Genomic DNA, 21,662 nt, shown 5'->3' with positions numbered 1-21,662 from the left:
GGTGCATCCGGAAGGATTCGAACCTTCGACCGCTCGGTTCGTAGCCGAGTACTCTATCCAGCTGAGCTACGGATGCAAAATGGCGGTGAGAGAGGGATTCGAACCCTCGATGCAGCTTTTGACCGCATACTCCCTTAGCAGGGGAGCGCCTTCAGCCTCTCGGCCATCTCACCGTACGCCTCTTACGAGTCACGCCGTTTTGCGAATTGCTCTTCGGCGTTGCGTGGCGCACATATTACTTTCTGAGTGTGGGAAGTCAAACAATTTTTCTAAAGCCTGGATTGATTGCACAATTCACAGGCAATCAGCCTGCTTTAACACCAAAAAGGGCATTTTATCAACGACAAAGCTGCTATCCGGCGCTCTACCGCCATTCAACATTTTTCACGGATGGCAGCCTGTTCTTGCGACACAAGAACGTGACAGGTGCAATGGTGACCGTGAAAGATGATAGAAACGTGGGAAGGACAGAGGGAAAAACGTAGAGGGATGCGCCCCACCCTTCCAGGCAAGGCGCAAAAACCTTAATAGCTGGATTGCTGTGATTTTTCAGCCTGAATACGCTGGTAGATCTCTTCACGGTGTACAGAAACTTCTTTCGGGGCGTTCACACCAATGCGAACCTGGTTACCCTTTACCCCTAAAACTGTCACGGTGACTTCATCCCCAATCATGAGGGTTTCACCAACTCGACGAGTCAGAATCAGCATTCTTTGCTCCTTGAAAGATTGAAAGAGTCGGGTTTCTGTATCCCGGCATTATCCATCATATAACGCATACGATAAGCGATAACAAACACCCAGGGTGCTGAAAATCACTCCTCTGCATTCTGTTATACCTAAGTTTAGCCGATGTGCACAACTTCAACCTGACTTTAATCACTAACGATTGTGTGTGATGCAAAGACGCCATAACCAACAGAGTTATGGCGCCGCTTAGGTTATATTTTTACTTACAGCCGCGAAGCGACCCAGGCTTCCACGCTGGCAAGCGCTGCCGGCAGAGCCTGTATATCGGTGCCGCCAGCCTGAGCCATATCAGGACGACCGCCCCCCTTACCGCCAACCTGCCGGGCAACCATAGCAATCAGTTCCCCCGCTTTTACGCGATCGGTAAGGTCTTTGGATACCCCGGAAATCAGAGAAACCTTATCTCCGGAAACGGTAGCCAATACGATGACCGTCGAACCCAGCTGGTTCTTCAGGTCGTCAACCATGGTACGCAGCATCTTCGGCTCGGCGCCGCTCAGCTCGCTGACCAGCAGCTTAACCCCATTCAGGTCGATAGCCTTACTGGACAGCCCGGCGCTTTCCTGCGCCGCCTGCTGCTCTTTAAGCTGCTGCAGCTCTTTTTCCAGCTGGCGGTTACGTTCCAGTACGGCACGCACTTTATCACCCAGGCTCTGGGTGTCGCTCTTCAACAGTTGGGCGACGTCGTGCAGACGATCGCTTTGTGCGTGCAGAGCCGCCATGGCGCCTTCGCCGGTAACCGCTTCGATACGACGCACGCCAGCGGCCGTTCCCGACTCGGCTTCAATGCGGAACAGACCGATATCGCCGGTACGGCTGGCATGGGTACCACCACACAGTTCGGTGGAAAAGTCCCCCATGCTCAGAACGCGCACTTTTTCGTCGTACTTCTCGCCAAACAGCGCCATGGCGCCCTTCGCTTTCGCAGCGTCAAGATCCATGATGCTGGTTTCGACTGGCAGATTGCGGCGAATCTGCGCGTTGACGATATCTTCAACGGCGCGTACCTCTTCCGGCTTCATCGCCTCGAAGTGCGAGAAGTCGAAACGCAGCCCCTTATCGTTAACCAGCGAACCTTTCTGAGCCACATGGGTGCCCAGCACCTGACGCAGCGCCGCATGTAAAAGGTGCGTTGCCGAGTGGTTAAGCCGGATGCGGGCGCGGCGTGCCTCATCGACATCCGCCTTGACGCTGGCGCCGGACTTCAGAGAGCCGGAAATCAGCTTGCCGATATGGCCAATGGCCTGCCCGTATTTCTGAGTATCCTGCACCTGGAACACAAAGCCGTTACCAGAAATGGTGCCTTGGTCGCCGACCTGACCGCCGGATTCGGCGTAGAACGGCGTCTCATCCAGAATCACCACCGCATCCTGCCCTGCCGTCAGCTGGTCTACGGCGTGGCCGTCGATAAACAACGCGGTCACTTTACCGTTCAGCTCAAGGCTGTCGTAACCTTTAAACTGCGATGCGCCGTCAACGCGGATAAGGCTGCTATAGTCAGCGCCAAAGCCGCTGGATTCACGCGCGCGGCGACGCTGTTCTTCCATGGCACGCTCAAAACCTTCTTCATCAACCTTGATGTTGCGCTCACGACAGACATCGGCGGTGAGATCCAGCGGGAAGCCATAGGTATCGTACAGGCGGAAGGCGGTTTCGCCATCCAGAGTATCGCCTTTAAGCTGCGCCAGTTCGTCGTCCAGCAGCGCCAGACCACGCTCCAGGGTACGGGCGAACTGCTCTTCTTCCGTCTTCAGCACCTGCTCCACCAGCTGCTGCTGGCGTTTCAGATCTTCACCAGCCGCGCCCATCACATTAATCAGCGGCGCAACCAGTTTGTAGAAAAAGGTCTCTTTCGCGCCCAGCATGTTGCCATGGCGCACCGCGCGACGAATGATACGACGCAGCACATAGCCACGCCCTTCGTTGGACGGCGTCACGCCATCGGCAACCAGGAATGCGCAGGAGCGAATGTGATCGGCGATAACACGCAGCGATTTGTTTTCCAGGTCACGAGCGCCGGTCACTTTAGCGACTTCGGCAATCAGCGTACGGAACAGATCGATATCGTAGTTAGAGTTCACATGCTGCAGTACCGCGGCAATACGCTCCAGCCCCATACCGGTATCCACCGACGGTTTCGGCAGCGGCTCCATGGTGCCATCGACCTGGCGGTTAAACTGCATAAAGACGATGTTCCAGATCTCGATGTAGCGATCGCCATCCTCTTCAGGGCTGCCCGGCGGCCCTCCCCAGATATGGTCGCCGTGATCGTAGAAGATCTCGGAACAGGGGCCACAGGGACCGGTATCGCCCATCTGCCAGAAGTTATCAGATGCGTAGGGGGCACCCTTATTGTCCCCGATACGGATAATCCGCTCGGCCGGCACGCCAATCTCTTTCTCCCAGATATCGTAGGCTTCATCATCGGTCTCATATACCGTAACCCACAGACGCTCTTTGGGCAGATTGAACCACTGTTCGCCGGTTAACAGTTCCCAGGCAAAATTGATGGCGTCACGCTTGAAGTAGTCGCCAAAGCTGAAGTTGCCCAGCATTTCGAAGAAAGTGTGGTGACGTGCGGTATACCCCACGTTTTCCAGATCATTATGCTTACCGCCGGCGCGCACGCAGCGCTGTGCGGTCGTGGCGCGGCTGTAGTTACGTTTATCCACGCCAAGGAAAACATCCTTGAACTGGTTCATCCCGGCGTTGGTAAACAACAGCGTCGGATCATTATTGGGAACCAGAGAGCTACTGGCTACGACCTGGTGTCCCTTGCTGCGAAAGAAGTCGAGAAACGCCTGACGGATCTCAGCGGTGGTCTTGCTCATAGTTATCCTGAAATCAAGCTAACGAGTCGTTGTGAACCAGACATCATATAACGGATTGACGCTGCGTGAGTCCGGTTCAGGAATAAAAAAGAGGGAATAAGATATGTTTTCTGCAGAGGGAAGTAAAACCCAGTATGGCCTAATCGCTAAAATTTCGATATACACCCTGTATATCATCCATATAAAAGCCTCGTTGTAGCAAAAAACGCTGCACTTTGGCTTTTTCCGGATAGCTCTGCGGTAGCGGCTCGCCAAAACGACGCTGAGCCTGCTCCAGGGCCAGGCTTTCCCAGTCAACCCCGCACTCCGCCAGCGCGCAAGAGGCACCTTCACGGGTTATCCCTTTCTGATGCAATTCCTGAGCAATACGCTGTGGGCCATATCCTTTACGGGCGCGGCTTTCTACATAGCGCTGCGCGAAGCGCGCATCATCCAGCCAGTGATTCTCCAGGCACAGGGCAACAATGCGATTGATATCGTCGGGGTCTGCCGGCGCATCATTGCTACCGCGCCTTACCGGCGACGGATTCGCCAGCTTGCGTCGCAGCTCCTGTTCACTGTGATCGCGCATCGCCAGCAGACGCATGGCGCGATCCAGCAGGCGGGCATAGGGGGAACGGTGTGGTGAAGCTGGTGTTGATGCAGGCATAATGGATAAACGAGATGATGTAAAAAGACGGGGCCAGCCCCGTCAGGTCGATAGCAAAGAGGGAAAAACCACGTTTTTCCCTCTTTGTCGTTATCTGCCGAAAATCAATAAATTGATTTCCCTTGCTAGTTTTTAACCGGCCCTGGGCCAAACAGGTTCGGCCCAGGTTTGCCAACAATCTCACGTGGCGGACAGATTAGAAATCTTCGTTGGTCTGTGCGACGCCTTCGCCATGGTCATCCACGGTAAAATCTGGCGTATCGTCCTGATTGCTGAGCAACTGCTCGCGCAGTTTTTTCTCGATCTCCGCGGCTACTGCCGGATTCTCTTTCAGGTAATTACAGGCATTCGCCTTACCCTGACCGATCTTGTCACCGTTATAGCTGTACCAGGCGCCCGCTTTTTCGATAAGCTTATGCTTCACACCCAGATCGACCAGTTCGCCATGGAAGTTAATCCCTTCGCCGTACAGAATCTGGAATTCAGCCTGCTTAAAGGGCGCTGCGACTTTATTTTTCACGACCTTAACGCGGGTTTCGCTACCCACCACGCTTTCGCCCTCTTTCACTGCGCCGATACGGCGAATATCCAGACGAACGGAGGCGTAGAATTTCAGCGCGTTACCACCGGTGGTGGTTTCCGGGTTGCCGAACATAACGCCAATCTTCATACGGATCTGGTTGATAAAGATCAGCAGGGTGTTGGACTGTTTCAGGTTACCCGCCAGTTTACGCATTGCCTGGCTCATCATACGGGCGGCAAGGCCCATGTGGGAGTCACCGATTTCGCCTTCGATTTCGGCTTTAGGCGTCAGCGCTGCGACGGAGTCGACTACGATAACGTCCACCGCGCCGGAGCGAGCCAGAGCATCGCAGATTTCCAGCGCCTGCTCGCCGGTATCCGGCTGAGAACAAAGCAGATTATCGATATCCACGCCCAGCTTACGCGCATAGATGGGGTCAAGCGCGTGTTCGGCATCGATAAAAGCACAGGTTTTGCCCGCGCGCTGTGCCGCAGCGATAGCCTGCAGCGTCAGAGTGGTTTTACCGGAAGACTCAGGGCCGTAAATCTCTACGATTCGCCCCATCGGCAGGCCACCGGCACCCAGCGCGATATCCAGCGACAAAGAGCCGGTTGAAATGGTCTCCACGTCCATAGAGCGGTCTTCGCCCAGGCGCATAATGGAGCCTTTACCGAATTGTTTTTCAATCTGGCCCAGTGCGGCTGCCAGCGCCTTTTGCTTGTTTTCGTCGATAGCCATTTTTACTCCTGTCATGCAGGGGAAAGCGTGGTAACGCCACTCTGCGTCTTATCGAATAAGGTAAGTTGCGCTAATTATACTGTATGATTGTACAGTATCAAGCGTTTTGTAGAAATTGTTGCCACAGGGTTTTCAGGGCATAACCAGTCGCCTGTCTGCGCACGGCTTCTCGATCCCCCGCAAAGCATTCCCGGAACGCCAGAACCTGGCCATCCGCGGCGGCGAAACCGAACCAGACCGTACCGACCGGCTTGTGCGGAGTGCCGCCATCAGGCCCGGCAATGCCGCTAATGGAGACCGCGTAATTGGCCCCGGCCGCCGCCAGCGCCCCCTGGGCCATCTGGCGTACCACGGCTTCGCTTACCGCTCCCTCCGCTGCCAGGGTTTCAGGACTAACGCCGATCATCTGCGATTTCGCCTCATTACTGTATGTCACGAAACCGCGCTCGAACCAGGCGGAGCTTCCCGCCACATCGGTCAATGCTTTCGCCACCCAACCGCCGGTACAGGATTCCGCGGTAGTGACCGTCGCGCCACATCTGGCCAACGCCTGACCCAGTCGTTGACTGAGCCGCATCATCTCTTCATCTTTCATGATGGTTCCGAACTGGACGTTATCAAGGGCAACAGGGTATCACTTTCCACTCGCCAGTGGAGAGCCTGTCGCCATATGTGCGAAATGGCTCGAAAAGCCAAAACGGCGAATAGCAAAACGCCCTCTGGGCCTGAAAAACGGAGGGCGCTTTTCGTTTAACGGGCCTGAGACACCGCTTCGCCCAACTGCCAGACTGCCATAGCGTAGTGGGTGCTGTGGTTATAGCGGGTAATGGCATAGAAGTTGGGCAGGCCGTACCAGTATTGATAGCTGGTGCCGACATCCAGACTCAACAGACTGGCCTGCCGATGATTGCCCAGCGACCCCATCGGTGACAGCCCCGCAGCCGCCAGTTCGCTAACGCTGTATTTGGTGCTATATCCGGTCTTCATTCCAAACACCTGGCCGCTGGCCTGTACCGCCACCGGCTCGCCCTGCTTCCAGCCGTGCTCCTTAAAGTAGTTAGCCACGCTACCGATGGCATCCACCGGATCCCACAGGTTAGCGTGCCCGTCGCCGTTAAAGTCCACGGCGAAAGATTTATAGGAAGATGGCATAAACTGACCGTATCCCATCGCCCCGGCATAAGAGCCTTTCAGGGTGAGCGGATCGTCCCCTTCATCGCGTGCCATCAGCAGGAAGGTTTCCAGCTCGCCAGCAAAATATTTGGCTCGTCGCGGGTAGTTAAAAGCCAGCGTGGACAACGCGTCGATAATTCGGGTTTTACCCATGACCCGCCCCCAGCGCGTCTCTACGCCGATAATGCCGACGATAATCTCCGGCGGTACCCCATACTGCTGCCAGGCGCGGTTCAGCGCATCCTGATGCTCGTTCCAGAACGCCACGCCGTTTTGCACGTTATCCGGCGTGATGAATTTGGCGCGATAGCGCAGCCAGGCACCATTCGGGCCGGGAGCCGGCGGCGTGGTAGGCGCCTGACGATCCATCAGACGCAAAACGTAGTCAAGACGCTTAGTCTGGGAAAATATTTCATGCAGCTGCTGGCGATCGAAGCCGTGCTCGCTAACCATCTTATCGATGAAGCTTTCCGTGGCAGGATTGCTGGCATAATCGCCGCCCAGTTGGGTCATCGTATGTTGAGGTTCCAGCAAAAAACCGCCCTGGGGCGCAACCGCCTGAGGCGCGGCCGTGGCTTCCGGCTGAGATTCCGGCTTGCTGCTACAGGCGGAGAGTAAAACCAGCAGAGGAAGTAGTGAAATGGCATAACGACGACTTAGCATAAAGTATCCCTGTGACTAACCGCGAAAAGTGTTAGTAATGGTAATGGGTAATTCATGCTGAAACAAAGCAGGAGATACGATTTTCTATCCCCCGGCTGTTTCGGCGAACACCGTCCAATGAGAAAAAACCCAGAATCATTGCCCGATAAAAAAAACAGCAAGCAGGCAACGGCTATCAAAAGGAGGAAATCAGTTGGGAAAAGCAATTAAGGAGAATCGGTATCCGCGCCGATAACCCAGCAATAACCCGAACTCTCCGCAAGCTGCGCCGTTACTGATAAGAATAAACGATAATCAGAATCTGTCTCCCGGCCTGCTCTGTGGTAATAACCAAGGATGCGAAATGAGAAACCTGAAAATAGCCACACTGATGAAAACCGGCCTTGCGTTTCTGTTTCTGGTTTTTATCGGCCTTACGCTGGGCTCGGTCATCGCCATGAAAACGGCGCAGAATAACTACCATAGTCTGGACAGACTTACTGACCGGATGCTCGCTATCAGCGATACCCGCTACCACATTATGGGGATCCGCGCGAATCTGAACTATTTTGTTTCTGAAATTCAGGCCGGTCGCCCTTTTCCCGTTGATGGCGAACAGCGCCTGTTCAACGATCTTTCCGTTGCCAGACAGACAATTAATCTGTGGGAGAAAGAGCCTAAAGCCACACCGGAAATTCAGGCGCTGGCCGATAAAATCGCTGCTGAAGTCAATGCACTGCTGGATTTCAGCCAGGAAACCGGCCGCCAGATTAAAAACCGTGAAATCGATTCTTTCGCTATTGCCGATCGGATAAATAATCTCAGCACCTTAATCGATCAATATTTCACACTCTGTAAAGCGCTCAATGATAAAATCAATGACGATTACAATCGTATTGTCTCCCACTTTATCCTGTCCTGTATCGTCTTCTTTGTGATTATCTCGGCGCTGTTCCTGCTGATAATCATCTGGTTTAAACGAGACTTCCTTTTTACCATTCAGCAACTCGTTGCCACATTCAAACATATCGGCAATGGCGATCTCAGCGTCAATATCCCCGCCAGTAAAGAGAACGAGCTGGGGGCTCTGTTCAGAGAGCTGGAAAGAACCCGCCGTTCACTGGTGGCGATTATCGCTTCGGTAAAACACAGTGCGGCCACTATCCAGTTGCGCGCCAGCGACATTGCCAGCGGCAACCAGGAGCTATCCTGCCGTACCGAACAGCAGTCCAGCGCATTGCAGGAAACGGCGGCCAGCATGGAAGAGATTAAAACTACCGTCGGTCACAACGCTGAAAACGCCCGCCAGGCCAGCGAGCTGGCGGCCAGCGAGCTGGCGGCCAGCGCTAATCAGACGGCCCGCAACGGCGAAACGGTAATGAACGACGTGACGGACACCATGCAAAAAATTGAGCATAATGCCCAACAGATTGCCGAAATAAACAATATTATCAGCGGCATAGCCAGCCAGACCAATATTCTGGCGCTGAACGCCGCTGTAGAAGCAGCCCGGGCAGGCGAGCAGGGACGCGGCTTCGCCGTAGTCGCCTCGGAAGTGCGCAATCTGGCGGCCCGCAGCGCCGACGCCGCTAAAGAGATAGGCACTCTTATCAAACATTCCGTCAACAACGTCAGTCACGGGGCAAAGCTGGTTTCCAGCGCCGGCAGCACCATGCAGGAAATTGTGGAGTCCACCACTCAGGTCAGCAATATCATGCGTGAAATCTCGATAGCCTCAGAGGAACAGAGCACCGGAATCAGCCAGATAGCTATGGCAATTAACCAGATGGAAGTCGTTACGCAGCAGAACGCCACGCTGGTCGTAGAATCCGCCACCGCAACGGACGCCATGAATGAGCAGACCCGGGAACTGACCACACGGGTGGCCTTCTTTACCACTGAAGGAGCCGATGGAACTGCGCAGGTCGCTACACCTGCCCGGTAAACAGAAAACGGGCCATATCGGCCCGTTTTCTGATTGCGCTACGGCTTATCCTTGCCGGATGTCGCCGGCGGCAACGTTTCCCGTATCTCTTTCACCTGATCGGCCGTGACCGGGCCAGCGTTATTGCCCCAGCCGCTACGTACAAAGGTGAGCAAGTCGGCGACCTGTTTATCGCTCAGGCGCCATGCGAAGTCCGGCATGGTCAGACCGGTTACCGCATCACGGGTAATCGGCGCCTGACCGCCCTTCAGCACGATGCTAATCAGCGAAGAGGGATCGTCGCTCAGCACCGCACTGTTATGAGCCAGCGCCGGGAAGGTTCGGGCATAACCCTGACCATCCAGCCGGTGACAGGCGGCACAGTTATCGACGTACTCTCTGGCCCCGGGTTTGCTGATATCCCCTTTAATTAACGCATCAACGGTAGCGGTATTCGCTTTCGGCGCCTGAGCCTGCGGATCGGACGACTTAAGAGACTTCAGATAAACGGCAATCGCCTTGAGATCGCCTTCGCTCAAATGCTGGGTGCTGTGTGTCACCACGTCGCGCATCGACCCAAAGGCCGTGCTGTGCGAAGTCTGTCCGGTCTTCAGGAAATCCACAATATCCTGCTGGCTCCAGCGCCCAAGACCACTTTTCACATTGCCGGTGAGATCCGGCGCATGCCACCCTTCCAGAGTACCGCCAGTCAGCCAGTCGCTTTCCGTCTGATTCTGCGCTTTCTCCTGGAAACCGATACCGCGCGGCGTGTGGCAGGTACCGCAGTGAGCCAGCCCCTGTACCAGATAAGCGCCGCGGTTCCATTCGTCGCTCTGACTGCTGTCCGGCTTAAAGGGCTTATCATCATGGAACATCAGATTCCATGCCGACAGCGGCCAGCGCATGTTCAGCGGCCAGGGGATATCGCTGTCGCGGTTCTTCTGCTTCACGGCCGTCACCTGATGCATAAAGAAGTTATACAGCGCGCGCATATCTTCGTCGTTAATACGGGAAAAAGAGGTGTAGGGCATGGCCGGATAAAGGTTATGGCCATCTTTCGCCACCCCTTCGCGCACGGCTTTTACAAACTCCTCATAGCTGTAATCGCCAATCCCGGTCGTTTTGTCCGGCGTGATATTGGTGGAATAGATAGCCCCCACCGGGGTATTCATCTTCAGGCCGCCAGCAAAAGGTTTTCCCCCTTCAGCGGTATGACAGGCGACGCAGTCCCCCGCCCTGGCCAGCTGTTCGCCCCGGCTTATCGGCCCCTGCGCGTAAACGCTGGAAATCAGCAGCGCCAGCGGCAGTACCGGCGCTATTTTCTGCCATTGAATCGTCATTTATTCGGCCTCCCTTATGCCTGAACCAGCGGTCCGGGATTCGCCAGATAGCGGGAGCGAATCGCGTCGGCCGCGAACAGCGCCGTAGCGCAGACGATGCCCGTAGGATTATAGGCCAGGTTCTGCGGGAAACAGCAGGCGCCAAGCACAAACAGGTTCGGCACATCCCAGCTTTGCAGGTACTTATTCACCACGCTGTTAGCAGGATTATCACCCATCACCGCACCGCCGGTGGTATGGGTGCTCTGGTAAGGCCGTACGTCGTAGTGAGCATCCATCCCCATGAAGTGCATCTCGTAGTAAGACGGGTTAATCGCTTTGGCTATCTCTTCAGCTTTAGTACCAACGAAGTTGGTCATTTTCAGCTCATTTGGCTGCCAGTCGAAGGTCATGCGTAGCAGCGGCTGGCCATGCAAATCCTTATAGGTGGGATCGAGATCGAGATAGCACTGCCGGTAAGGCATGACCGATCCCGATGATCCAATGCTCATGCTGTGCAGATAGTTATCCTTGATAGCGCTCTTCCAACCGGATCCCCACTTCGGCGCCTTCGAAGGGAGCGACATCTGCTGAATCGGACGGCCACCGGTCGTGGTGGCGGAGATAGTCGCGCCGCCAACAAAACCCAGCTTCGCGTGATCGAAGTTTTCGGCATTGAATTCGTCAATAAACATCCCGGTGGTGCCGGTGGCGGCAAACGGGTTGAAGTATGTGTCCTTATTAAAGTACAGCGACACGCCGCCATTCATCTGGTAGGCGTAGTTACGCCCCACCACGCCAGTATTGGTGAGCGGATCGTAGGGTTTGCCGATCTTCGACAGCAGCAGAAGACGCACGTTATGCAACTGGAAGGCGCTGAGCACCACCAGACTCGCCGGTTGTTCCACCTCCTGCCCGTTAGCGTCGATATAGGTCACCCCGGTCGCTTTGGTGCCGGTGGAATCGGTATTAACCCGTAGCACGTGAGACTGGGTTCGCAGCTCAAAGTTCTGGTACTGACGTAACGCGGGCAGCACGCAGGCCTGCGGCGAACCTTTCGAGTAGTTAAAGCAGCCAAAGCGCTCGCAGAAGCCGCAGTAGTTACAGACCCCTAACTGTACGCCGTAAGGATTAGTCCAGGGTTCGCTACAGTTAGCCGCCGGCACCGGGAACGGATGATAGCCCAGCTCGCGGGCCGCCTTGCTGAACAGCATGCCAGCGTACTGCTGCTTAAGCGGTTTGGTCGGATACGGATTCTGACGCGGCTCTTCAAAGGGGTTTCCCCCTTCCACTATCGTGCCCTTAATATTACCGGCCTGGCCCGCCGCCCCGCAGATTTTCTCAAACTTGTCGAAATACGGCTCCATCTCTTCACTGGTAAAGGGGTAGTCCTGCACCGTCATATCGGCCGGAATAAAATCCGCCCCATACTTTTCAATAACGGTACTGCGCATTTTCAGGTCGGCTTTCAGCGGCCGCCACAGCATACCATTCCAGTGTACCCCCGCGCCGCCGACGCCATTACCAGGCAGGAAGGAACCGAAACGCCGGTAAGGCAATGCGGTATCTGACACCTTATGACGTACCGTTACCGTCTCTTTGGCAGCGTTCTGGAACAGTTTAAGGCGAATACCGTAGGTCAGTTCATCCGCGATGCGCGGATAGGCGAAATCGGGGTATGTGTCGCGCGCTTCGCCGCGCTCCAGCGCCAGAATCTTCAGTCCGGTACTGGCCAGTTCCATCGCCATCAGCGATCCGGTCCAGCCAAAACCAACGATCAGCACGTCGACCGGATCTTTTTTAATCGCCATAGTTATATGCTCCTCTTCCCTGAAATGCTCACCGGCCCCAGCGGATAGGGCTGGTTCGGACTCTCCATCACCTGTTGATAATCGGCGCGGGCGCCGGGAAAGCCGATAAGCTTCCAGGAAGCCAGCGTCTGATTGCCGCCGTGCAGCGGATCCGCCAGCCAGCCCTCTTTGGTGTTTTCCAGTAATTGAGTAAAGAACAGCGTACCGGGCACCTCTTCAAAGGTCAGCTTGCCGGTTTCCAGTTGGCTCAGAATCTCTTCCTGTTGAGCGTGGGTCAGATCGGCAAATACCTTCTGGTGATGCGCCTGACACCAGCCGTTGATAGCCTTAATGCCGCGCCGGTAGGTTTCTCGCGGAACCAGGCTGGACTGATAGCCCAGTTCAGGCTCGGCACTGGCGAAAGGCGCCTGCATATACCAAAGATGGCCGTGGCCATATGGCAGTTCCATTTGTTTATCGATAAAAACCGGTACCCCTTCGCTAACGGCGCCGGGGCCGTTATCGTCGGTGGGAATCAACCTGTCCGTGGCGGCCAGAATAAAACGCCACTCGTCGTTATTGAAAAATACCGGAACATAATCGGCGCTGACGCCCTGAGATCCGCTCTGGGCCGCCGGGCTGCTAAAGCTTACCAGGCTGCTGCCGGCCGCCGCCAGCGGAATCAGCGACAGCGATCTCTGCAGGAAACGCCTTCTGGAGGGCATTTCCCGTTCATCATTATTCTTACTCATCAATCCTTCCTGTCAGTATTCGCAACGAAAATGGACAATTTGCTGTTCTGGTTATGCAGCCAATCGCAGGCGGCTGTCGCGAATAAAGCTAATCTTCTCAACGGGTAAAACAAGGTTGAAAAATGCCTTTCTAAATAAACAAGTTACATTGTTATCGGTAACAAAACAGACGGGGAAATATTTAACAAATTGATTTTTCAGCAAGGAGTAAATGGTGACGGGATTTAAATCTGAAGTTCAAGTTTTGTAAACAAATTGATAATAATTTGATCTTTGTCAGATTTAACGCAAAAAAAGAGACCGGCATCGCAGCGATGCCGGTAACAAATTTAGCGGGCTTTCACCGACGCAAAACGGTAAAAGCGATTAGGTTCGCTTACCAGGTACAACCCCCCTTCGGGATCGACAGCAACCCCCTCCGCCTGGGGAATATCTTCCTTCAGCCCGTGAAGGCCCGCACGCAGCGGCATTCGGCTAACCACATCTCCCCGTTCGGGATCCACTTCCAGCAGCAGCTTTGATTCATGAGAGAGGATCAGCAAATGCCCACCGTAGTAATCCATACCGGAAATATCGGAAAGCGGCAGCTTATCGGCGATATGGCCGGCGTCGTTCAGATCCGATAAATGCTGAGTTTCCGGCAACCAGCGGATGCGATAAAGTTCCACCGGCTCACGCTCTTTCGCCAGCCACAGGGTATTATCCCGCTCTGCCCACGCCAGCCCCTCGATCCCGCGATTGCGTGCTTTTCCAAAGAAATCAGGCTTAAACTGCTTCGCGATGCTTATCTTAAAATCATCGGAAATAGTCAGGATCCACAGCCGTGAATTATGCTCATCCACCAGCGCAAAACGGTTATCACCCAGCGATTCGATCGATTCCGCATCGCGAATAAAATCAACCTCCTGGCGGTACAACAGCTTACCCTGCGGGCTTATCGCCAGAATCGATGCCGGCCGATTGGTGGTGGCCATCAGGATGCCGCGTTTCGCCCACCAGGTAAGCGATGAGAGATTTTCCACTTCCGGCAGGCGGGTCTGGTACTGTAACTGGTAACTCGACAATGCCATCCCCTGGGCGTGAGCCTGTATGCCCCCCGTCAGCAACAGCAGCGTGCCGAGTATTACAGCGGCCAACGCGGTACTCAAATTCTGTCTTAACAAATTAGCTCCTTATCCATCCTTTCTATTATCCAGACGAAGCCGTCGCCCGGCCTTCCTGAATCAGGAGAATATAATCAGAAGCTTAACTGAATGTTAAACCCGCGGGTCATGGTCAGATGCCCCCTCACTCGGAGCTGGAAGACTTCCTGCCCCAGGGGAAAAACTCAACGGCAAAGGATACCCCGATAAGGGTGAAAAGGATAAAGATGCCGTTGGCCAGTGCCCAATACCCGGCGGATAAGAAAGGAGACGTAATCAGGGCAAACAAAACGATCAACACGATAGAGATCCAGGTCGTCGCCCATATTTTCAGGTCTTCGACAAGCAGCGCAATAATATTGAAAACAGCACGCTTTACCCATTGAATCATATTTATTTTTCCTGCACCTGACGCCTGATGCGGTTACATAAAGCGTACTGTAATGGGCTTCTTTGCGCAAAGGGTTAGCGGCCAGAATTGATAGTTCAGTAGCCATCCGGCGAAAACAGGCTGGCCATCCAGAGGCGAGTTAGACAAAAACGAACGAGGAATACCATCCGCTGGGATGGCTCACCGTTAACATACTGAAAAAGGGGCGCCATCGCAGGCATGCTCCGTCAGCACAACAGCCTAAACAACTGAACGCTTTCAATATGAAATATCTCTCCCGTGATACACCGCGTGCAATCATGGGTGAAGAATGGCCGATACCCGCCAGAAGATCATTGCAGTATAGCTATAAATATGACGACGACGCTGAGCATAAGATCAATGCTGACGGCTCCAGTGCCACGGCGCTAAAGGCTCCACGAACTGAATGGCGATCTACTATCACGCTAATGGATCAAGGGGTTATGTTATTTCCAATAATTTGATACTGAACATGTTTTTTATCGTTATATAGATATATACATAGCGATTATTGTGACTTTCAGGAAGAAAATCATGCCGATCACAAGGCGGCTCTTCACTCAGGCCATAGCATCTGCACTGGCGTTTCCCTCCCTGCCATGTTCAGCGCAAACTTCTCTCACATTCGCCATCGGGCGCCTCCCTCAGGCGTACCACATTACCCGTGTAGTGAGCGCAGGCGCTCCCGCAGATATCCTGCTACTGGCAGTTGCACCAGAAAAACTGGTGGGATTTTCCTCTTTCGATTTTGCACGCCAGGTCGTCATCTCCCTGCCTGAAACCATTCGCCACTTACCAAAACTGGGCAAACTCGCAGGACGTGCCAGTACGCTTTCCCTGGAGCGGCTGCTGGCGTTGAAGCCCGATCTGGTCGTCGACTGTGGCAATACGGATGAGAGTTGGCTTTCCCAGGCCCGTCAGGTCAATAAACAAACGCTAATCCCGTGGCTGTTGATTAACGGTGAACTTAAGCAAACACCTGAGCAGTTACGGGTTGCCGGGAAGGTATTCGGTTATGAAGAACGCACGGAATTGCAGGCGGAACTGGCAAGATACTTCATTGATGGGGCGGTAAATTTTTCTCAAACTGCTGCTGCGAAGGTGCGGTTTTATGCTGCTCGCGGCGCCAGAGGACTGGAGACAGGGCTTCAGGGGTCTTTACATACTGAGGCGGCAGAATTGTTGGGGTTGCAAAACGTGGCGCACATCCCGGGTCGCCATGGACTGTCACCGGTTTCAATGGAAAATATTCTCGACTGGCAGCCCGATATCATCCTTGTTCAGGATGCCGTGACAGCGCAGTACCTGCAACAGGCTCCCGTCTGGCAGGGAGTAAAGGCCGTGGCGAATAAACGCATTCTCTTTCTGAGCGGCCTGCCATTTGGCTGGCTCGACGCGCCTCCAGGCATCAATCGCCTGCTGGGACTACGCCGTTTGCATGCCTGGCTCGACCCTGCAATACGCCAGCACTTCAAAGAAGATATGCGGCTTTACTCACATCTGTTCTGGCATACCCCCCTTAGCGACAGCGATTATCAAAAGCGGGGGGTAAACACATGAGAACTTCCCACCTCGCCGTGTTGATACCTGGCCTGATGCTGGTGTGTATTGTCGTCGCGGCAGCGTCAGGCGCCTATCATCTGGATGGACAACAGCTGCTGGCCCTGATTTTCAACCATGAGAATGTCCCCATTCAGGAGCGCATCGTCTTCTGGCAAATCCGTCTGCCACGTATTCTCGCCGCTCTGCTGCTGGGTGCGGCATTAGCCGGAGCAGGTACAACCTATCAGGGAATGTTCCGTAATCCTCTGGTTTCGCCGGATATCCTTGGCGTTGCTGCCGGGGCTGGTTTAGGTGCCTGTATCGCGATCCTGTTTGGTTTGTCGAGCCTGTTGATACAGCTATATGCATTTTGCGGTGGCCTGCTGATCGTCGCAGGCGTCTGGCTGATTACCCGGAAAGTAACCCGTCACGAACCGGTATTAACACTGGTACTGGTAGGCATTGCACTCAGCACTCTGTGCGGTGCAGGTATTTCACTCATCAAAACGCTGGCTGACCCATATACCCAGTTGCCCTCCATCACCTTCTGGTTGCTGGGGGGGTTATCCACGATTACGCGCCATGACCTCTGGTTTTCCGCACCGCTAATCATCGCCGGCTCAGTACCTCTATTACTGCTACGCTGGCGGATAAATCTGTTAACGCTCTCCGATGATGAAGCGCAATCGCTTGGGAGCAACGTAGGCCGCCTGCGGCTCGGCCTGGTGGTTTGCGCCACGCTAATCACCGCCAGTACCGTCGCTATCGCCGGTATTATTGGCTGGATTGGGCTGGTCGTGCCACATATTGGCCGATTGCTGGCTGGCAACAACCATCAGCAGTTGCTCCCCGTGTCGATGGGGGTCGGCGCCATCCTACTTCTGATTACCGACACGCTGGCACGCGACATCAGCAATACAGAAATCCCGCTGGGCATTATCACTGCGTTTATCGGCGCCCCCTTCTTTTTACTGCTTTTGCTACGCGGAGGAAGCCGATGACATTACTGCCCCTTAACCATGACTCGCCGGGGTATCAGCATAAAGCGAAACTGCACGATGTTTTCTTCGCCGTATATCAAGGCGCTATCTGCTGCATGCAGGGAGCGAATAACAGCGGAAAGACCACGCCAATACGGGCCCTGCCAGAAGTTATTCCGTTAATCGACGGAGACATTTTGCCTGATAGAAAAGCGATACAGTCGATCCCCGCATGCCAACGATCCAGCGTTGTCGCCTGGATTCCACAAGTGCATGACGGCCAGGCTTCACAGGAAAGCCCACAAACACGGCTCGTGCCTGACAGGTTCCCGCACTTTATCGGGTTTCATCCACGCAAATCCACCATCACCTTTTTTGGGACTTACCAATAAGAGGCCCCTCATGCTTATTGACAATATTGGTTTTGCAGAGCTCTACCGCCAGCAGTTATTACTGGCAAAACGCACTGAAAAAACGCCCGATCACTGGGATAAACGGGCAGAAAAGATGGCGCAGAACTGCGCTTCGCCAGCAGACAGCTATCTGCTGCAATTACTGGAGAAAATCGATCTACAGAACGCACAATCATTGTTTGATATGGGATGTGGGCCAGGTACCGTTTCTCTGGCTCTGGCGGATAAACTGCCCGTTCTGTACGGCGTCGATTACAGCACCGGAATGCTGAACGTGGCAGCCCGTCGCGCCAAAGCGACAGGAGCCAGTCACGTTAAGTGGATACAGCGAGCCTGGGAGGATGACTGGAACGATTTACCTCGCTGTGACATCGCGATCGCCTCACGCTCAACGCTGGTAGGCGATATATATCAGGCAATGTATAAGCTCAATCGCCAGGCACGGCTGCGGGTGTATACCACCCATCTGGTCAGCACCTCTTTTATCTCCCCGGTTATTCAACGTGCTGCCGGGCGAGAAGTCATCGAGTTACCCAACTATATCTATGCGTTCAATGTGCTTTATCAGATGGGCATCCACGCACACGTTGATTTTATTCGTGGACGAAACTGCCAGCAGGACAACAGCTGTTGGGAGCGCTTTGAACAGAACGTTCGTTGGAGTCTGGGCGAAATCAGTCATGAAGAGCGGGAGCGCCTGTATCGCTGGTATCAGCAGCAGGACGCCAGCACGCTTGCCCCCGCCAACCGCGACTGGGCGCTTATCTGGTGGGAATGCGTACCAGAGGAAGCGTTGCAATGATCTTCTTTTCTCAGGCACAGAGCGACGCTTACCTTCAGGAAGATATTCAGGGGGGAGATCTAACCACCCGGGCGCTGGGAATTGGCGCAACGCCGGGAAAAATGGACTTTTATCATCGCCGCGGCGGCTGTGTGAGTGGAATAACCGTTGCCAGACAAATGCTGTATTCACTGGGGTTAACCATTGTGGAACAGATGAATGACGGCGAGCAGGCCGCACCGGGTCAACGGTTAATCAGCGTATGCGGCAGTGCAGCCGCACTGCATCAGGGCTGGAAGGCGGTACAGAATGTACTGGAGTGGAGCTGCGGCGTTTCGCACTATCTCGACAGTATGTTGACGATGTTACGCCAGCAACTTCCCGAAGCCAATATCGCCTGTACGCGTAAAGCCATTCCTGGCACCCGGCTGCTGGCGGCCCAGGCCGTACTGGCGGCAGGCGGATTAATCCATCGCACCGGTTGCGCAGAAACCGTATTGCTGTTTGCCAACCACCGGCGTTTTCTTTCCGGCCACAAGGACTGGTCCGCAACCATCACGCAACTGCGCCGACATGCCCCTGAGAAAAAAATTGCTGTAGAAGCAGATACACCTGACGAAGCAATGGCCGCGCTGCACGCCCGCCCCGACATTCTACAGCTCGACAAATTTACCCCACTTCAGGCAACGAAACTGGCGCAGATAGCGCCTTCGCTGGCTCCCAATTGCATGCTGGCGCTAACCGGCGGCATTAATCTCGTCACTCTGGCGAGTTACCTCGACTGTGGCATCGGGCTTTTTATCACCTCCGCGCCCTATTACGCACCACCAGCGGATATCAAGGTCAGCCTGTACCCGGACACCTCTGGCTAATAAGATTGATAAATGGACTCACGATAATGAAATTCAACAAAAGTTGTCTTTACACAGTAGTGACGCTCGCTCTTACACATCATGCATTTGCCGGGCAAGAAAACGAAACCCTGACCGTCTGGTCAAGCCCTGTACCAACGGCGACGGCCTCAATTCTCAGCCAGCAAACCATGCGGGAACTGGATAAGCAGAATGTCGCACAAGCGCTGAGCGTCATCCCCGGCGTGGTACTGCAAAAATCAGGAAACCGCAACGAACAACAGGTTAAAGTACGCGGTTTTAACAGTCGCCAGGTTCCGGTTTATTTCGACGGTGTCCCTATTTATGTTCCCTACGATGGTAACCTCGATTTAGGACGATTTCTGACTTCAGATGTCGCTTCGGTAGAAGTCTCTAAAGGCTACTCCTCGTTGTTACAGGGCCCAAACCAGATGGGCGGCGCCATCAATATTACCACCCAAAAACCCGCGCATCCCATTGAGGCTGGACTCGGTTATCGCCAGGGCTGGAGCCGCAGCAAAGATAACGCACATGATATGCACGCTTCGTTTGGCGTCAGTAATGACCTCGGCTATTTTCAGGTCAGCGGCAGCCAGCTAAAACAGGATTTTCTCGGTTTGCCACATGGCCTGAATGCCCCACTTGCGGGTAGTCACGGTAAAATGGTGAACTCCTCAATGGATGATAAGCGCGGTATCGTGAAGCTCGGATTTACCCCCCGGGGAAACGATGAATATACTCTGACGTATATTAATCAGGATGGAGAAAAAGAGAACCCGCCGTATGCCGGAACCAGTAGTCAGAAATCTCGCTACTGGCAGTGGCCTCAGTATGACAAAAAGAGCTACTACTATCAGGGTACTACCCATTTTGGCGATCGCTTCACGCTGAAAAGTCGCCTGTATCGTGACTCGTTTGAAAATACGTTAATGATGTACAACTCACTGGCCGCCCTGAAAAACAAGAAAGGTAGCTACAGCCACTACTCTGACTACAGCAATGGTGCAGGATTGCAGATTGCCGCCGAGGTGCATAAAAGTGATCTACTGTCATTTGCCGTGAACTGGAAAGACGATGTGCATCGAGAAAAGGGGAAGCCCCATGCTTCCTGGGATCGCTATAAAGATCGTACATGGTCGCTGGCAAGCGAATATCAGTGGGCGGCGGCAGATAATCTGGATGTGGTCGCAGGTATCAGCTATGACTGGCGCGATAGCCAGGAAGGCAAAAAACACGAAAGCGATGGCAGTGTGACCCATTATGCAGACAATAATCAATCCGCCTTTAACTGGCAGGTGATGACCAAATATCACTTCGCAAACGAGGATACACTGGCGCTCTCTTATTCAGACAGAACGCGCTTCCCTACGCTAAAAGAGCGCTACACAACATCCAAACCAGCGTATAACCAGATAGCACTCGTAAATCCCCAGTTGAAACCTGAGCGTGCCCGTGGCGTGGATCTGACCTGGAATGGATCATTAACCCGCCGTTGGGGCATAGAGGTCAGCGTTTATTACAATCGCATAACCGATGCGATTTTATCTCACAATATTGATGCCGATACCGTTCAGAATCAAAACAGTGGCCAGATTGATTACACCGGGCTGGATGTGGGAATCAAAGGAAATATCAACGAGATACTGGACGTGGGATTAAGTTACGGACTGATTCATGCCGATCCCAAACGCGATAAGTCGGGTAAAATTACCGGTCTGCCGACACAGACCCTCTCCACCTGGATGACGTTCAAACCGTGGGAATCACTCAGTGTTACGCTTTCCGAAGAAACCCGTTCATCCTCCTACAGCAATACCGATGGCTCACAAAAGGCTAAGGGGTTCGCTATCACCCATATTCGGGCAGATTATGCGCTCGGACATGGATTTAACGTGAATGCTTCAGTAAACAACCTGTTCGACACGAAATATGCCTACAGTGAAGGCTTTATCGAAGAGGGGCGAAACTTCTGGGCCGGTGTGGAGTATAAATTTTAAGTAAAAATTAGGCTGCCCTTACGCCGGTAAACGATCCTGCCGTATATTTTGAGCACAGGAGGAGCGCAGGGGCACACCACAACAGGCATGGGGTCAGTCCATGGGGTCAGTCCAACTATAGGGCAGGATCGTCTACCGGGGCGGGGTCAGTCCAGTGTCTAGATTATCCGTGGCGATTCAATCAGCACTGAGCGCATTATTCTCAGCCTCATTTTTCCCGGGAGTGTTAGAAATTCTGTGTCATTCGAGTCAATATACAATCAAAAAGGAATGACACATGTCCCACCCCTTCGATTTCGACAAAGCGCTTAAAGCACTCCAGTCCGGCCAGGCACTAACGGGCAAGGACGGTATTCTAACACCTCTAATCAAACAGTTAACCGAAGCGGCGCTATCTGCTGAACTTGATTCCCATCTGGCCCAGGATGTGGAA

At 53.9% G+C, this 21,662-nt stretch carries 18 protein-coding genes, 2 tRNA genes and 1 pseudogene; 8 read left to right on the top strand and 13 right to left on the bottom strand.

Features of this window, described 5'->3' with window-relative positions; genetic code table 11:
* Positions 1-2: 2 nt before the first annotated feature.
* The 8 genes from V3W49_RS21215 to mltB form a co-directional block, all read right to left on the bottom strand.
* Positions 3-76: transfer RNA gene (locus V3W49_RS21215), tRNA-Arg, on the bottom strand.
* 4 nt (positions 77-80) lie between these two features.
* Positions 81-173: transfer RNA gene (locus tag V3W49_RS21210), tRNA-Ser, on the bottom strand.
* A 351-nt stretch (positions 174-524) separates the two neighbouring features.
* Positions 525-710, bottom strand: a complete 186-nt coding sequence (gene csrA / locus V3W49_RS21205; protein WP_000906486.1) for a carbon storage regulator CsrA — start codon at positions 708-710, stop codon at positions 525-527.
* Between the two features lie 242 nt (positions 711-952).
* Positions 953-3,580, bottom strand: coding sequence for an alanine--tRNA ligase (gene alaS / locus V3W49_RS21200; RefSeq protein WP_500147967.1), 2,628 nt, complete (start codon positions 3,578-3,580; stop codon positions 953-955).
* 139 nt (positions 3,581-3,719) lie between these two features.
* Positions 3,720-4,229, bottom strand: a complete 510-nt coding sequence (locus V3W49_RS21195) for a regulatory protein RecX (RefSeq protein ID WP_500147966.1) — start codon at positions 4,227-4,229, stop codon at positions 3,720-3,722.
* Between the two features lie 196 nt (positions 4,230-4,425).
* Complete coding sequence (gene recA, locus V3W49_RS21190) at positions 4,426-5,490, bottom strand: recombinase RecA (RefSeq protein ID WP_500147965.1); 1,065 nt, start codon at positions 5,488-5,490, stop codon at positions 4,426-4,428.
* A 97-nt stretch (positions 5,491-5,587) separates the two neighbouring features.
* Positions 5,588-6,085 (bottom strand): nicotinamide-nucleotide amidase, encoded by a 498-nt coding sequence (gene pncC, locus V3W49_RS21185; RefSeq protein ID WP_500147964.1) that lies wholly within the window; start codon positions 6,083-6,085, stop codon positions 5,588-5,590.
* 155 nt (positions 6,086-6,240) lie between these two features.
* On the bottom strand, positions 6,241-7,326 hold the full coding sequence (gene mltB, locus V3W49_RS21180) for a lytic murein transglycosylase B (protein WP_500147963.1): 1,086 nt from the start codon (positions 7,324-7,326) through the stop codon (positions 6,241-6,243).
* A 343-nt stretch (positions 7,327-7,669) separates the two neighbouring features.
* Between mltB and V3W49_RS21175 the strand changes: the two genes are divergently transcribed.
* Complete coding sequence (locus tag V3W49_RS21175; RefSeq protein ID WP_500147962.1) at positions 7,670-9,250, top strand: methyl-accepting chemotaxis protein; 1,581 nt, start codon at positions 7,670-7,672, stop codon at positions 9,248-9,250.
* 38 nt (positions 9,251-9,288) lie between these two features.
* Here V3W49_RS21175 and V3W49_RS21170 read toward each other — a convergent pair whose 3' ends face one another.
* From V3W49_RS21170 to V3W49_RS21150, 5 genes are all read right to left on the bottom strand, one after another.
* Positions 9,289-10,569, bottom strand: a complete 1,281-nt coding sequence (locus V3W49_RS21170; protein ID WP_500147961.1) for a c-type cytochrome — start codon at positions 10,567-10,569, stop codon at positions 9,289-9,291.
* A gap of 14 nt (positions 10,570-10,583) precedes the next feature.
* Positions 10,584-12,359, bottom strand: coding sequence for a GMC family oxidoreductase (locus tag V3W49_RS21165; RefSeq protein WP_500147960.1), 1,776 nt, complete (start codon positions 12,357-12,359; stop codon positions 10,584-10,586).
* A 2-nt stretch (positions 12,360-12,361) separates the two neighbouring features.
* Positions 12,362-13,090: a gluconate 2-dehydrogenase subunit 3 family protein gene (locus V3W49_RS21160; protein ID WP_500147959.1), complete on the bottom strand. Its 729-nt coding sequence runs from the start codon at positions 13,088-13,090 to the stop codon at positions 12,362-12,364.
* A gap of 329 nt (positions 13,091-13,419) precedes the next feature.
* On the bottom strand, positions 13,420-14,253 hold the full coding sequence (locus V3W49_RS21155) for an SdiA-regulated domain-containing protein (protein WP_500147958.1): 834 nt from the start codon (positions 14,251-14,253) through the stop codon (positions 13,420-13,422).
* Positions 14,254-14,377: 124 nt separating this feature from the next.
* On the bottom strand, positions 14,378-14,623 hold the full coding sequence (locus V3W49_RS21150; RefSeq protein ID WP_500147957.1) for a hypothetical protein: 246 nt from the start codon (positions 14,621-14,623) through the stop codon (positions 14,378-14,380).
* Between the two features lie 555 nt (positions 14,624-15,178).
* Between V3W49_RS21150 and V3W49_RS21145 the strand changes: the two genes are divergently transcribed.
* The 7 genes and pseudogenes from V3W49_RS21145 to V3W49_RS21115 all read left to right on the top strand — a co-directional run.
* Entirely contained in the window at positions 15,179-16,204 is a 1,026-nt protein-coding gene (locus tag V3W49_RS21145) for an iron ABC transporter substrate-binding protein (protein ID WP_500147956.1), read from the top strand.
* A 35-nt stretch (positions 16,205-16,239) separates the two neighbouring features.
* Entirely contained in the window at positions 16,240-17,187 is a 948-nt protein-coding gene (locus V3W49_RS21140; protein WP_500147968.1) for a FecCD family ABC transporter permease, read from the top strand.
* The gene (locus V3W49_RS21135) at positions 17,184-17,558 is read left to right on the top strand and encodes an ATP-binding cassette domain-containing protein (RefSeq protein ID WP_500147955.1); all 375 of its coding nucleotides are present in this window, start codon (positions 17,184-17,186) and stop codon (positions 17,556-17,558) included. Before V3W49_RS21140 ends, V3W49_RS21135 begins: the two co-directional genes overlap by 4 nt.
* 10 nt (positions 17,559-17,568) lie before the next feature.
* Positions 17,569-18,381 (top strand): class I SAM-dependent methyltransferase, encoded by an 813-nt coding sequence (locus V3W49_RS21130; protein ID WP_500147954.1) that lies wholly within the window; start codon positions 17,569-17,571, stop codon positions 18,379-18,381.
* Positions 18,378-19,232: a ModD protein gene (gene modD, locus V3W49_RS21125; protein ID WP_500147953.1), complete on the top strand. Its 855-nt coding sequence runs from the start codon at positions 18,378-18,380 to the stop codon at positions 19,230-19,232. The genes V3W49_RS21130 and modD overlap by 4 nt, the downstream gene beginning before the upstream one ends.
* A gap of 26 nt (positions 19,233-19,258) precedes the next feature.
* Positions 19,259-21,229: a TonB-dependent receptor plug domain-containing protein gene (locus tag V3W49_RS21120; protein ID WP_500147952.1), complete on the top strand. Its 1,971-nt coding sequence runs from the start codon at positions 19,259-19,261 to the stop codon at positions 21,227-21,229.
* Positions 21,230-21,506: 277 nt separating this feature from the next.
* Positions 21,507-21,662, top strand: a pseudogene (locus V3W49_RS21115) (IS256 family transposase); the annotation flags it as partial.

The organism is Rosenbergiella sp. YN46 (assembly GCF_036620675.1).
Classification (GTDB): Bacteria; Pseudomonadota; Gammaproteobacteria; order Enterobacterales; family Enterobacteriaceae; genus Jejubacter.
The sequence above is the reverse complement of the archived record's forward strand: the minus strand, read 5'-3'. Positions and strand labels throughout refer to the sequence as shown.

Bases quoted from the DNA above. Each gene is read 5' to 3' on its own strand.
- V3W49_RS21130 (WP_500147954.1), top strand. From the start codon at position 17,569: ATGCTTATTGACAATATTGGTTTTGCAGAGCTCTACCGCCAGCAGTTA.
- V3W49_RS21175 (WP_500147962.1), top strand. From the start codon at position 7,670: ATGAGAAACCTGAAAATAGCCACACTGATGAAAACCGGCCTTGCGTTT.
- alaS (WP_500147967.1), bottom strand. From the start codon at position 3,580: ATGAGCAAGACCACCGCTGAGATCCGTCAGGCGTTTCTCGACTTCTTT.
- V3W49_RS21165 (WP_500147960.1), bottom strand. From the start codon at position 12,359: ATGGCGATTAAAAAAGATCCGGTCGACGTGCTGATCGTTGGTTTTGGC.
- V3W49_RS21160 (WP_500147959.1), bottom strand. From the start codon at position 13,090: ATGAGTAAGAATAATGATGAACGGGAAATGCCCTCCAGAAGGCGTTTC.
- V3W49_RS21195 (WP_500147966.1), bottom strand. From the start codon at position 4,229: ATGCCTGCATCAACACCAGCTTCACCACACCGTTCCCCCTATGCCCGC.
- V3W49_RS21150 (WP_500147957.1), bottom strand. From the start codon at position 14,623: ATGATTCAATGGGTAAAGCGTGCTGTTTTCAATATTATTGCGCTGCTT.
- pncC (WP_500147964.1), bottom strand. From the start codon at position 6,085: ATGAAAGATGAAGAGATGATGCGGCTCAGTCAACGACTGGGTCAGGCG.
- V3W49_RS21120 (WP_500147952.1), top strand. From the start codon at position 19,259: ATGAAATTCAACAAAAGTTGTCTTTACACAGTAGTGACGCTCGCTCTT.
- modD (WP_500147953.1), top strand. From the start codon at position 18,378: ATGATCTTCTTTTCTCAGGCACAGAGCGACGCTTACCTTCAGGAAGAT.
- V3W49_RS21145 (WP_500147956.1), top strand. From the start codon at position 15,179: ATGCCGATCACAAGGCGGCTCTTCACTCAGGCCATAGCATCTGCACTG.
- recA (WP_500147965.1), bottom strand. From the start codon at position 5,490: ATGGCTATCGACGAAAACAAGCAAAAGGCGCTGGCAGCCGCACTGGGC.
- csrA (WP_000906486.1), bottom strand. From the start codon at position 710: ATGCTGATTCTGACTCGTCGAGTTGGTGAAACCCTCATGATTGGGGAT.
- V3W49_RS21170 (WP_500147961.1), bottom strand. From the start codon at position 10,569: ATGACGATTCAATGGCAGAAAATAGCGCCGGTACTGCCGCTGGCGCTG.
- V3W49_RS21140 (WP_500147968.1), top strand. From the start codon at position 16,240: ATGCTGGTGTGTATTGTCGTCGCGGCAGCGTCAGGCGCCTATCATCTG.
- V3W49_RS21135 (WP_500147955.1), top strand. From the start codon at position 17,184: ATGACATTACTGCCCCTTAACCATGACTCGCCGGGGTATCAGCATAAA.
- mltB (WP_500147963.1), bottom strand. From the start codon at position 7,326: ATGCTAAGTCGTCGTTATGCCATTTCACTACTTCCTCTGCTGGTTTTA.